Here is a 12,397-nt window from a genome sequence, read left to right on the forward strand (position 1 = left end):
CTGTAACTAAGCTTATTCAGTTCCCTGAATGGCTGCGAGCTGCCATTCCCCGCCGTCCTTGCGGGTAAAGGTCCAGACTTCGACGCTTTCAACTGGCTCATCTGGATTGCCTTCAACGACTGCCCCCGTGTTGCGGTCAAGCATGACATCGATGGCCGAATAGCGGATAGCGACCGTCGCATATTCGACGTCGCCTTCACGCCAGGCTTCAGAAACATCACCTTGAAGCAGCTTCACGTCCTTAACTTCGTTACGCATCCCGCTGGAAGCGATCTCGCCAAGCTCTTCAGCGAGGTAAGACATGGCTTCTGGGGTTGCGAGCTTGCGAAGAGCTGCATAATCCTCACGGCCATAGGCGGTCTGGATTTCCGAAAGCATCTGCTCGAAGCGGTCGAGTTCTTCCTGACCAACATCCATTGGCTCTTCTTCAACGACAGGTGCCGCCGGGATTTCAGCCTGTTTGGCTTCAAACGGATTAACCGACGGCGTACGGCTAGCAACGCCTGCCTGTGGCGCCGCACTCTTCGCAGCGCCGAAAGGCTGCGCGCCGCCAAAAGGCTTCGCACCAGCATTACCCGCGCTTGCAGCTGCCGTCTGACGACGGTTAGCAAACATGCGCATGACAAACATCGCAATCAGCGCAATGACGGCCACCTGCAGAAGAAGACCAAACATGCCGGCAAGACCACCAAGGCCATTACCGAGCATCATGCCAATCAGACCACCGACAAGCAGTCCGCCAAGCATGGAACGGCCGAAATTGCCGAACATGCCGCCTGAACGCGTTGCAGCGGCCGCGTTCTGTGCGCCAGCCGCAGGTCGGTTAGCCTGCGTGTTCGTGCCTGGGTTAGGCGTCATTGAACGTTCCATTGGAGCTGCGTTGTTTGGCGCGGTACGTGTCGGCGCTGGCGCCTGATAAGTACGCGCACCACGGCTACCAAAACCGCCCCCACCAGCACGGCGAGCCTCGGCGAAATCAACAGCGGCAAAAGAGGCTATAAGGCCAAGGACCATTGCAGCGGTCAGTTTGGTCAAGCGGTTTCCGGAACCCGGCATAAGTATCTCCCAAGAGAGCATTTCCAGCTAAAAGTGCGAAGCGTTTTTGCATAGGATAATGCGTAAAAATAATCAGAGCGGTCTCAGCGATTTCATTTTACTAGAACGATCACTGAATGTTTTAGTCCGACATCATATGGGAATTCACCCCTGCTGTTCACAAGGGTGTGAAGTCAAAAAAATGGAGAAATTTCAAATAGAGCGCCGTGCGCCCTCTTGGGCGTGCAAAGGTCGTTCTAAATGCTTAAACTTACAGCATAATTTTACCTTAAGCTGTTTCAGGTTTAAGGAGTTATGCTGCAGGCACAGCAGCATCCAAAATCTGAATCTGAGGTGTCACCGAGCCATTCCAATGGTTGAGCGACAGATTGCCAACAACATGCACGCTCTGGCCGATATTATTGAACAAAAACCGTCCAAGATCGCCCTCAGCAGCTCTGAAGGCGATTGCATTGACCCGCTTTCCATCTGCGCCACGCAGCGCGACCCGAACATGATCACGCCCCACGCCGCGCACATCTGCCAACACATGATGCGGTAAAGCCAACACCGGCTGCGGATGCGCCGACCCGAAAGGTCCTGCCTTCTGCAAGGATTCATAGAGCGAGACTGTGGCACCCGATGCCGCAACTGCACCGTCGATGGAAAGACTCTGATTTTGGCGTAGTCGTGAAACGATATCCGCAGATTCTTCTTCAAGAAACGCCCGAAGTGCACCAAGTTTGCCGCGCTCGATGGTAATGCCAGCGGCCATGGCATGACCACCGCCCTTGATCAGCAACCCCTTATCGACCGCGTTGCGAACAAGCTTCCCAAGATCAAATCCCGCAATGGAGCGTCCCGAACCGGAGCCCGTGCCATTGGCATTGAAGGCGATAGCGAAAGCCGGACGGCGCGCCTTTTCCTTAAGACGGGAGGCGAGAAGACCAACAATGCCGGGATGCCAGTGGTCACTCGCAGTCACGATCACTGAAGCGCCCGCGCCACCGGAAATCTCAAGTGAAGCCTCCGCTTCGGCCTCGATCAGCATTTCAGCTTCCATCGCCTGCCGTTCCTGATTGAGCCGGTCGAGTTCAACCGCAATCGGGTCCGCGGTAGTTGAATCTTCAAGCGTCAGCAAGCGCGCGCCCAGTCCGGCATCGCCAATACGACCACCCGCATTGATACGCGGGCCAATAAGATAGCCTAGATGGAAGACGTTGAGCGGCTCGCCGATACGTGACACACGGCCAAGTGCTGCCAGTCCGGCATTGCTCTGACTGCGTGCAACCAACAGACCTTTGACCACAAAGGCACGATTGACGCCTTTCAACGGCACCACATCACAAACCGTTGCAAGTGCAACCAGATCAAGCATGCCTAACAAATCCGGCCCTGCACCTTTTCCGCGTTCGCGCAGAACTTTCGCAACCTGAACAAGAGTAAGAAACACGACCCCCGCAGCGCAAAGGTGCTCCTGCTGCGAAATATCATCTTCACGATTGGGATTGACGATCGCCACCGCATCTTCTGGCAGATTGCCACCGACCTGATGGTGATCGAGGACGACAACATCGGCGCCCGCCTCTTTTGCAGCTGTGATCGACGGCGCGCTGTTGGTGCCGCAATCGACTGTCACGATCAGCGTTGCGCCCTTCGCAACCAGTTCACGCATGGCATCTGGGTTCGGCCCATAACCTTCAAAGATGCGATCCGGGATATAGATCGAATGTGTGATGCCGTAATGTTTGAGAAAACGCGCCATTAATGCAGATGAGCATGCACCATCCACATCGTAGTCGCCGAAAATCGCAACAGTTTCGCGACGCATTATGGCGTCAGCAATACGGTTGGCAGCCTTATTCATATCGGTGAGCATAGCCGGATCGGGCATGAGATTGCGCAAACTTGGATCGATGAACTCCGGCGCTCCCTCAACGCTTACGCCGCGTCCGGCAAGAACGCGCGATACAAGATCGGAAATGCCGTGATGTTGGGCTATCGCGAGAGCTATATTGGCTTCACGGGGGCCAAGCCGGTCCATCCACTTCTGGCCAGTGACAGAATTCCGGATACCAAGAAAAAAGCGTTCTGTTGTCATGGTTTCTTAAAGACACAAAAGGCGGCATTTTTGCAATGCCGCCTTTATTGATTAAACTTTGAGTAATTTTAGAACTTAGACAAATCCTGATGTCTTGCCTTGATTTCACGAACCGTCTGCGAGCTTGAGCGCATGACGATTGTATGCGTCTGGATATAGTCACGAGCGAACTTGACACCCGAAAGCATATTGCCATCGGTTACGCCGGTTGCTGCGAACAATACGTCGCCCTTTGCCATTTCTTCCATCGTATAAATCTTTTTGGGGTCCGAAATACCCATCTTGGCTGCGCGCGCGATCTTCTCATCGGAGTTGAGCTGAAGGCGTCCCTGCATCTGGCCACCAATGCAACGCAGTGCCGCAGCCGCCAGCACGCCTTCTGGCGCGCCGCCAATACCGATATAAATATCGATGCCGGTTTCATCGGGGTTGGTCGTGTGCATCACACCAGCAACGTCGCCATCGCCGATCAGCCGAATGGAGGCACCAGTTGCCCGCACTTCTTCAATCAGTCGCGCGTGGCGTGGACGATCCATGATGCAAGCCGTGATTTCGTGTGGCTTCACACCCTTTGCCTTGGCAATAGCATGGATGTTGTCAGTCGGCGACGCATCAAGATCGACGACGCCCCTAGGATAGCCCGGACCAACGGCAATCTTTTCCATGTAAACATCTGGTGCGTAAAGCAGGTTGCCTTTCTCAGCGATGGCAATAACGGCCAGCGAGTTCGGCAGATTCTTTGCGCAAATCGTCGTGCCTTCCAGCGGATCGAGCGCGATATCAACGTCAGGCCCCTGCTTGGTGCCGACTTCTTCACCAATATAAAGCATTGGCGCTTCATCGCGTTCGCCTTCACCGATCACGACTGTACCGGCAATTGGTAGGCGGTTCAGTTCCTGTCGCATGGCATCAACTGCCGCCTGATCGGCAGCCATTTCGTCGCCACGTCCACGCAGGCGGGCTGCTGCAACCGCCGCACGTTCGGCAACGCGGACCAGCTCAAGCGTCAGAATACGATCAAGTCCATGGGCCAATCCATGAGGTTGCTGTTCTGCATTCTTAGCCATGTGAACAAAGTCCCGAATTTGAATTACGTTGCTGCGTTCGTATAACGCCAGTGTCGCTACTTATAGCGACATTATGCAAATCTTTTGTCAAAGTCCCCCACTCTCCGCAAGAGAAAGAGGCCTCCATTACAGAAAGAACGGGAAAAAGATTTTGTGCTCAAGCGCTTAATCGATTTAGCTCTACACGCTTGGTTTCATGTCATGGACGGGCGTGAACAAACACACCCGACCATTGATATCAGAAAACCCGAAAGCAACCAGAAGAGGTTTCGAGAGATCAACCTGCAACTGCTTCAAAGAAAACCTCTGGACTATCCACTTCGATCAGTTTTTTTCTGTCGATCACCCAGAAACGATTGCCGACATTGCGCACAAAACTGCGATCATGCGAGACAATCAGGCTGGCGGTTTCATCGCTCAGCAATTCGGCTTCCAGCGCTTCTTGGCCATCGATGTCCAAATGGTTGGTTGGTTCATCCAGAATATAGAAATTCGGCTTGGTCAACCGAAGAACCAGGATGGCAAGGCGCGCCTTTTGCCCGCCCGAGAGCCGGGACAAGGGCTTGACCTGCATTTCCAGCGTCATGCCCGCACCGGCCAGCAAAGATCGAGCGCGCTGGTCGCCGACATCGAAAAGTTTCATGACTGTCTCGAACGGCGTCCAATCAGCTTTCAATTCGGAAAGTGCCTGATCGCTATAGCCCAACACAAGTGAAGGCGTTGCCTTAATGTTGGCGAGCGACTGTTCCGGCTGCAATATGGCTTCCCGAACCAGTGTCAGCAACCGCGTCTTACCTGTACCATTGGTACCAAGCAGCACTATTCTGTCGCCGGGATTGATCCAGAGTTGACCGGTTTTATAAAGATGCCGGCCATCTGGCGTCGCAATCTCAGCCCGATCTATCACGATCAGTGCTTTGGCGTGGCTGCCGCGACCGTCGAGCTTGATCTTGCCTGCGGAGCGATCAATGTGGGCCGCCTTGGCAGTCTCTTCAATTTTTTCGGCCCGTGCCCGCAATTGCTTGGTCTTAACGACCAGCAAATCGCTGCCGGAATTGATGCCGATATTATTAAGCTTGGCTGCCTGCTTGCGCAGCTGCTGGACGGTTTTCATGTCCTTTTCGAACTGGCGGGCGTCAGCCGCATCAATCTCATCAAGCGCAACGCGCGCCTGACTATAGGGCAAAGCAAAAACTAACGACCTCTCTGCGCGCAGAAAAAGTGTGCGTTTCGTTACAACATCGAGAAAAGCGCGATCATGGCTGCACACGATCACTGCGACCGAGCGAGGAAGCGCATCAAGCCAGTTTTCCAGCAAATGCACCTTCTCAAGATCAAGATGGTTGGTCGGTTCGTCCAACAGGAGAACGTCAGGCTCGGAGACCCATGTGCGAGCCAAAAGCGCAAGTCGTTGCCACCCCCCGCTGAGTTGACGCATGGTCAGCTCACGCAATTCAGCAGGAACGTTGAGATCATCGAGCACAATGTCGGCGCGCCAGCTTTCATAGTCGCGCGCATCTTCATCCAATCCGCCGAGCACGACGTCATAGAACGACACGCCCAAGAGATCAGCAGAAACATATTGGCTGACATAGCCGATCTTCACTCCACGCGATCGCGTGATGGCACCACTTGTAGGCTCGCCCTCCCCCACTAAAAGGCGAAAAAGACTGGTTTTTCCGCGCCCATTGGCTGCAACAATTCCCAGTCGCTCGCCTTCGCCCACGACGAAATCAAGGCTGGAGAAGAGGGTTTCATGGAGCGTAAGTGAGAGATTCTGAACAGAGATAAGAGACATGGCAATAAGCCCAATTCTGCCAAGCACTGATGAGCAGTTTCCAAACAGCTCATCTATGTGCTTGCAAATGTTAGGCGGCAGCAATTCAAGCTGCGCCTTCAGAAAAAGGCGGAAAAAGACCCTTGTTTAAGTCTTAATCGGCCCTGCACAATTTATTGCTGCAGGGCAAAGTCAGGGCCATACTGACGATGACAATCGTGACGCGTCACATCCATGCTACAGCCCTCCTTTTCCGTGTTTGTCTCTAAATCGGACTATTCCGATGGGTGCTTATTAGCAAAGTCGTTGCCGCCCTTCAAGAGCGGCAACCTTATTGGATTGTTTCAGCCTGCGCGTTCGATGCGGATCATTTGCGGCTTGCTAACCAGATGGTCGTCCTTGAAGATCGCTTCAAGCGCCTTTTTCACTGCGGATTCCGTCGTCTCGTGCGTGACGAGAATAACAGTCTTGATGCCGTCACTCACGTCACTGTCCATCAAAGGACGCTGAACGATTGATTCGAGCGAAATGTCATTTTCGGCCATGCGCTTGGCGATTGCAGCAAACGCACCGATGCGATCATAGACCGTCAAGCGAATGAAATAGCCGCCGGCATGTTTGCGCATTTTAGCGCGCTTATAAGGCTGCAAAGCCTTTGCAGGCGTTCCGAAAACCGGACCGTGCTGGAAACCGGGACGGCTCTTAGCAATATCAGCCAGATCGCCGATCACTGCGGATGCTGTCGCATTGCCACCAGCACCCGGACCGGAAAGCAGCAGTTCACCAAGAAGATCGGTCTCGATTGCGACCGCATTGGTCACGCCATGCACTTGAGCAATCACCGAAGAGGTCGGCACCATGGTTGGGTGGACGCGCTGTTCAATGCCAGTATCAGTCTTCTGTGCGACACCGAGTAGCTTGATGCGATAGCCAAGTTCATCGGCCGCACGAATGTCCGCCAACGAGATATTGCTGATACCTTCAAGATAAATATCGTCGGCTGCAATCTGCGTGCCAAAAGCAAGGCTTGTGAGCAGCGCAAGCTTATGCGCTGTGTCATTGCCTTCAATGTCGAAAGTCGGATCAGCTTCGGCGTAGCCAAGACGTTGTGCATCCGCCAGGCAATCCTCGAATGAGATACCCTCTTCCCACATCCGGGTGAGGATGTAGTTACAGGTGCCGTTCATGATACCGTAAACGCGTGAAACCGTGTTGCCGGTCAGCGATTCACGCATCGCCTTGATGACCGGAATGCCGCCCGCAACTGCTGCTTCGAAGTTAAGAAGCACGCCTTTTTCTTCTGCGATCTTGGCCAATGCCACGCCATGCTTCGCAAGAAGAGCCTTATTGGCTGTCACAACATGTCGGCTTGCGCGCAGTGCAGCTTCTACCGATGCTTTAGCCGGACCTTCGTCGCCGCCGATCAGTTCGACGAACACATCGATATCGGCTTGCTTCGCCAATTCGATGGGATCATCAAACCACTCAATCCCGGTAAGATCTATACCGCGATCCCGAGTTCGGTCGCGGGCGCTGACAGCAGTAACCGTTACCTGCTTGCCGCATTGACGAGTGAGCATTTCGGCCTTGTCACGTAGGATACGCAACACTGAAGCACCAACGGTGCCCAGTCCGGCAACGCCGATCCGCAATGCATCACTCATTATCTCGACCTTCTGAATTGTTGGCTGAATTGTTGGATTTCAATATGGTGGGAAACAAGGGCCGACAAAACGCGGCCCCTGCTTACTCGGTTAAAGCATTTCCAGCAAACGTGGGAACCGGTTTTGCGTTCGGAAATGCGTAAAAACAAATAGTTACAGCGGTTCCAACGATTCAATATCAACTGGAACCGCTGTAAAGCCGCTTAGCGGCGACCTTCGAGCGGAATCACATTATGCAGGTTCTCGTCCTTCGTGGACAGGAAACGCTTGATGTTGCGTGCGGCCTGACGGATGCGATGCTCGTTCTCAACCAGCGCGATACGAACATATTCATCACCATGTTCACCAAAGCCTACACCCGGAGCAACGGCCACATCGGCCATTTCAACCAGTAGCTTCGAGAATTCCAATGAACCTAGGGCGCGGAAACGCTCTGGAATCGGAACCCATGCGAACATGGTCGCAGCTGGGGGTGGAACATCCCAACCAGCACGGCCAAAGCTTTCGACAAGCACATCACGACGCTGCTTGTAGACATTGCGAACATACGCGATGTCTGAGCCGTCGCCGTTAAGTGCTGCAGTGGCCGCAACCTGAATAGGCGTGAAGGCACCATAATCCAGATAGGACTTTACACGGGTCAATGCCGCGATCAGGCGCTCATTGCCAACAGCGAAGCCCATGCGCCAACCCGGCATGGAGAATGTCTTCGACATCGAAGTGAATTCGACAGCTACATCCATCGCGCCCGGTACTTCAAGAACTGATGGCGGTGGATTGTTGTCATCAAAGTAGATTTCCGAATAAGCAAGGTCGGACAGAATGATCAGATCATTCTTGCGGGCGAAATCAACGACATCCTTATAGAAATCCAACGTCGCGGTATAAGCCGTCGGGTTCGAAGGGAAGTTGAGGATGAGCGCCAGCGGCTTCGGAATGGAGTGCTTCACCGCACGATCCAGCGCACGGATAAACTCTTCATCCGGCTTTGCAGGGATCGAACGTATCACGCCGCCCGACATGATGAAGCCGAATGAGTGGATAGGATAGGTTGGATCGGGACAAAGCACGACATCGCCTGGTGCCGTGATGGCCTGCGCCATATTGGCGAAGCCTTCCTTGGAACCGAGTGTCGCAACAACCTGTGTGTCCGGATTGAGCTTCACACCAAAACGGCGCGCATAATACTGCGCCTGAGCGCGGCGAAGGCCGGGAATGCCCTTCGACGACGAATAACGGTGTGCACGCGGATCCTGAACAGCCTCGCAAAGCTTGTCGACGATGTTCTTTGGCGTCGGCAGATCAGGATTACCCATCCCAAGATCTATGATGTCGGCGCCAGCCGCTCGCGCTGATGCCTTCAGGCGGTTAACCTGTTCAAAGACATAAGGTGGCAAACGACGGACTTTATGAAATTCTTCCGACATGATCCTGTTCCAGAAGGGGGTTGAATGAAATGGCGCGTATGCACCGGGTTAGGAGCTATACACCTGTTATCGAATCGGGTCGAGACTTGTTACAGTCTTGAAATGAAGCTTTTTTCTATCGAAAAAGGCTACTCTGCTCCAGCTTCGATCTGCTTGAGGGTCGCATCTGTTTCTTCCTGCGCCTGTTTGCGCAAGGCAGCAGCCTGAGCTGGCGTCATCGCTGTATTGGAAGAACGTGTGGCCGCAAGACGTGTGCGGTCAGAATCAAGCCCTGAAGTAAGCTGCGCTTTTTCTTCCGGGGTGATCTGGGTGGTCGCGGCCTTTGGCATGCGGCCAAAGGTTGGATAGGTATCCGAACGCTTGGCACCTTCCTGCGGTGTACCCTGAAATTCAGGGCCACCGGCACAGCCCGCAAGAAACGCCACGGCCGTTGCTGCCAGCATAATATTGGCAATCTGCCGCGTGCTCTTGGTCATGTTTCCGGTCCCGATCCTGGTGTTTTGAATGCGCTAGGCGCGTTACCTAGCCCAACACAGATAATATAATGTGAAATGGATAGCACCAAGTCGATGCGTCATGTCAACAAGCGAGTTGAGATTGCGGACATTCAGCGCCGAGCGAAACGGTTGCTGGTCACAAGTATAACCAAAAATTACAAATAGTAATATTGCGTTATATCGCTGTAATGCGCGTGTAATCTATGCCGCCATGAAACACTTCGTACTTTCAATAGTTGCGTTTGGCAGTTAAAAATCCTAAAAATTGGTTACAAATGATCAGTCAGTGATTTGTACCTTCACGCTTAAACGCGATTACAGATATGATGTACCCGTAATAAAGCGCTGAAACTCTTGGATTATCTACCCCGGTCCAGACGACCGGTTTCTGTGAGTAAACTCGCCATCGTTTGTCTGAGCGAGACTCACACGGGAGAACAAATCTCCCGAAATCAGCTAGGCACCGTTTTTTTTCGGGTCGTCAGGCTGGTGCAGGCCGAAAAGCTGAAACGTCGATCTGGAGCAGACATTGAAATTCGCAGAACCATCGCATCGGACAGCCAGAAGACTACTTTCAGGTAGCGTAGCCCTCCTCGCGCTCGTCCTGTCATCCTGCACGTCTACTGGCAACGGCACGTCACCTTTACAAATGACGAACAGCGCCGATGGTTCCATGATTGCCGACACACTTCAGAGCGCGGCCGATCAGACGGTTGCAGCCGAAGCGTCAGCAGAGGCCGGTAAGAGTGAGGCACAAAAGGCCGAAACGACGACTAATGCAGCCAAAACCGCTGTCGCCGAGGTAAAGCCAGCCGATAAAGAACAAAAGCCGACAACTACCGCAGCAACTGAAACAGAATCAGCTCAAGACGGCTCTATTCAAGTCGCAGCCCTCGCCCCGCAGACGAAGTCGACTTCTCTTTTTGGTATGTTTGGCAAAAAGCCAAGCGAATCTCCTGCTGCGCCCGCACCTGCCCCTGAAGCAACAGAAACTGCAAAGCCAGAGCAAGCAAAAGAGCAAGCTGCTGAACCTGAAGCCACGCCTGCTGCAGAAGAAACCAAACAGGCTGAATCGCCTAAGCCCGCAGAATCAGAAAAGCCGACTCAGGTCACATCTCTCTTCGGCTCTGCTAAGAATGCCAACGCATATGCCTCGCCACAACGTCCTACCACCGCTGGCCAAGGCAGCATTGCACGCCTCTTCAACGATGAAGCAGCAAGCGGTTCAGGCACCTCTCAGAATAAGAAGCTTGCGGTTGTAAGGCCCGGCGCCAAGTCGAAGCATGAGTATAATTATTCGTTGCCGGGCGTGCGCCCTAATGGTGGTTTTGAAATCAAGCATCGTAAAAGTATCTATGATGACAGCGATATCGACGCCAACGAATATGATGATTACGCGGGCGTCCAGCTGGCATCAGCTCCTGGTCTTGCACGTCTTGCGCCAAACGGCCTCAAGGTTCAGCGCGAAACTGTGGATGTCGCCTGCCTCAAGCCCCAGCTCGTTACGATGTTGAAAACCATGGAACGCCACTTCCGTAAGCCTGTCATGGTTACATCGGGCTATCGCAGCCCATCCTACAATCGCAAGGTCAACGGCGCCCGCAAATCACTTCATATGATTTGTGCCGCAGCCGACATTCAGATCGATGGCGTTTCAAAGCATGAAATCGCTCGCTTCGCCCGCAATATGCCGAGCCGCGGTGGCGTTGGCACCTATTGCCATACTACGTCAGTACATGTGGATGTGGGGCCAGAACGCGACTGGAACTGGAGTTGCAAAAAGTAATCACAGCAAATCAAATCGGAGCGAAAGACCGGTTTTTTTTGTTAAATAACATATACTTACATATTCCCTCATCACGAATTTTTCGAACACTATGACGTTCAGATGAGTTTTTTTTAGAAAAGTTATATTAAGGGCTTGCGAGTCAGGTTCTTCCTGAATATAAGCCCACTCACACCAGCAACAGGCGCCCATCGTCTAGCGGTTAGGACAGCGCCCTTTCACGGCGCAGACAGGGGTTCGATTCCCCTTGGGCGTACCATTTGCTGGTTTTTCTTTTTTTCCCGAAAAATTGATATTTTCATCAGTGACATCGCTTTGACAGCAATGTTACGGACTGTCCGTAAAACTTGAAAATGGACAGCAAGATTATGGCTAAAACTACAGCAATCGTACCCACCGCGCATGCCAGCCGCTATTTGCAGCAGCTTTGCAAACATTGGGCACATAAGTTCACTGTTGAGTTCACACCCGAGCATGGTCGAATAGACCTTGGCGAGAATCGCGTCGTGTTGATGGATGCCAATCCAGATAACCTCGTTACTACGGTTGAAGCGCCTGAAGAAAACTTAGCTTCTATGGAAGACGTCGTTGCGAGCCACATCGTGCGCTTTGCGTTCCGCGAGGAACTGGTTTTCAACTGGGTGAAAGAATAGGCGCTAAAGCATGTCGCGGAAAAATAGAAAACGGTTTTCCGTTAACGGCATACGTAGTAACAAAGACTTAAATCGCGTCGTCTGGGTATGATTAAACGCGACTCGCTGTCGAGCGCGTTTCGTTCTGATTGAATCAGATCGACGCTTCAATTGTTTGTTTTTCGAAAATCGTTTCACACTTTTCAGGACGCGCTCCGTTTGCGCTTATTTACGCCTCCGATAAATTGCCCGCAAAATGCCCCGAATAGCCATCTTCACATCACATTGCAGGCTAAATCCCACGCGAAATTCTCACCAACTGATAAATGATTTGGCGGTGATGAAATGACCAGTGAAACGAGAACAACCCTCACTTTGCTAAGCGCAGGTCTTATCGCAGCAATGCTGGTT

At 52.8% G+C, this 12,397-nt stretch carries 9 protein-coding genes and 1 tRNA gene; 3 read left to right on the top strand and 7 right to left on the bottom strand.

Features of this window, described 5'->3' with window-relative positions; all coding sequences use genetic code 11:
* Positions 1-12 precede the first annotated feature (12 nt).
* From CES85_RS15975 to CES85_RS16005, 7 genes are all read right to left on the bottom strand, one after another.
* Positions 13-1,056 carry a Tim44 domain-containing protein gene (locus tag CES85_RS15975; RefSeq protein WP_095446838.1) on the bottom strand — a complete coding sequence of 348 codons (1,044 nt, stop codon included), beginning with the start codon at positions 1,054-1,056 and terminating at the stop codon, positions 13-15.
* A 292-nt stretch (positions 1,057-1,348) separates the two neighbouring features.
* Complete coding sequence (recJ, locus tag CES85_RS15980; RefSeq protein ID WP_095446839.1) at positions 1,349-3,136, bottom strand: single-stranded-DNA-specific exonuclease RecJ; 1,788 nt, start codon at positions 3,134-3,136, stop codon at positions 1,349-1,351.
* Positions 3,137-3,204: 68 nt separating this feature from the next.
* Complete coding sequence (glpX, locus tag CES85_RS15985) at positions 3,205-4,203, bottom strand: class II fructose-bisphosphatase (RefSeq protein WP_095446840.1); 999 nt, start codon at positions 4,201-4,203, stop codon at positions 3,205-3,207.
* A 277-nt stretch (positions 4,204-4,480) separates the two neighbouring features.
* Entirely contained in the window at positions 4,481-6,001 is a 1,521-nt protein-coding gene (locus tag CES85_RS15990) for an ABC-F family ATP-binding cassette domain-containing protein (RefSeq protein WP_095447914.1), read from the bottom strand.
* Between the two features lie 323 nt (positions 6,002-6,324).
* Positions 6,325-7,644, bottom strand: a complete 1,320-nt coding sequence (locus tag CES85_RS15995; RefSeq protein WP_095446841.1) for a homoserine dehydrogenase — start codon at positions 7,642-7,644, stop codon at positions 6,325-6,327.
* A 203-nt stretch (positions 7,645-7,847) separates the two neighbouring features.
* Positions 7,848-9,071 (bottom strand): LL-diaminopimelate aminotransferase, encoded by a 1,224-nt coding sequence (locus tag CES85_RS16000; protein ID WP_095446842.1) that lies wholly within the window; start codon positions 9,069-9,071, stop codon positions 7,848-7,850.
* A 128-nt stretch (positions 9,072-9,199) separates the two neighbouring features.
* A complete protein-coding gene (locus tag CES85_RS16005; protein WP_095446843.1) occupies positions 9,200-9,547 on the bottom strand; it encodes a hypothetical protein in 348 nt (115 codons plus the stop codon).
* Between the two features lie 550 nt (positions 9,548-10,097).
* Between CES85_RS16005 and CES85_RS16010 the strand changes: the two genes are divergently transcribed.
* From CES85_RS16010 to CES85_RS16020, 3 genes are all read left to right on the top strand, one after another.
* Positions 10,098-11,354: a YcbK family protein gene (locus tag CES85_RS16010; protein WP_095446844.1), complete on the top strand. Its 1,257-nt coding sequence runs from the start codon at positions 10,098-10,100 to the stop codon at positions 11,352-11,354.
* Between the two features lie 184 nt (positions 11,355-11,538).
* Positions 11,539-11,613: transfer RNA gene (locus tag CES85_RS16015), tRNA-Glu, on the top strand.
* 109 nt (positions 11,614-11,722) lie between these two features.
* Entirely contained in the window at positions 11,723-12,007 is a 285-nt protein-coding gene (locus CES85_RS16020; protein ID WP_095446845.1) for a DUF2218 domain-containing protein, read from the top strand.
* Positions 12,008-12,397 lie beyond the last annotated feature (390 nt).

This window comes from Ochrobactrum quorumnocens (assembly GCF_002278035.1).
In the GTDB taxonomy this organism is placed as follows: domain Bacteria; phylum Pseudomonadota; class Alphaproteobacteria; order Rhizobiales; family Rhizobiaceae; genus Brucella; species Brucella quorumnocens.

Bases quoted from the DNA above. Each gene is read 5' to 3' on its own strand.
- CES85_RS15995 (WP_095446841.1), bottom strand. From the start codon at position 7,644: ATGAGTGATGCATTGCGGATCGGCGTTGCCGGACTGGGCACCGTTGGT.
- CES85_RS15975 (WP_095446838.1), bottom strand. From the start codon at position 1,056: ATGCCGGGTTCCGGAAACCGCTTGACCAAACTGACCGCTGCAATGGTC.
- glpX (WP_095446840.1), bottom strand. From the start codon at position 4,203: ATGGCTAAGAATGCAGAACAGCAACCTCATGGATTGGCCCATGGACTT.
- recJ (WP_095446839.1), bottom strand. From the start codon at position 3,136: ATGACAACAGAACGCTTTTTTCTTGGTATCCGGAATTCTGTCACTGGC.
- CES85_RS16005 (WP_095446843.1), bottom strand. From the start codon at position 9,547: ATGACCAAGAGCACGCGGCAGATTGCCAATATTATGCTGGCAGCAACG.
- CES85_RS15990 (WP_095447914.1), bottom strand. From the start codon at position 6,001: ATGTCTCTTATCTCTGTTCAGAATCTCTCACTTACGCTCCATGAAACC.
- CES85_RS16000 (WP_095446842.1), bottom strand. From the start codon at position 9,071: ATGTCGGAAGAATTTCATAAAGTCCGTCGTTTGCCACCTTATGTCTTT.
- CES85_RS16020 (WP_095446845.1), top strand. From the start codon at position 11,723: ATGGCTAAAACTACAGCAATCGTACCCACCGCGCATGCCAGCCGCTAT.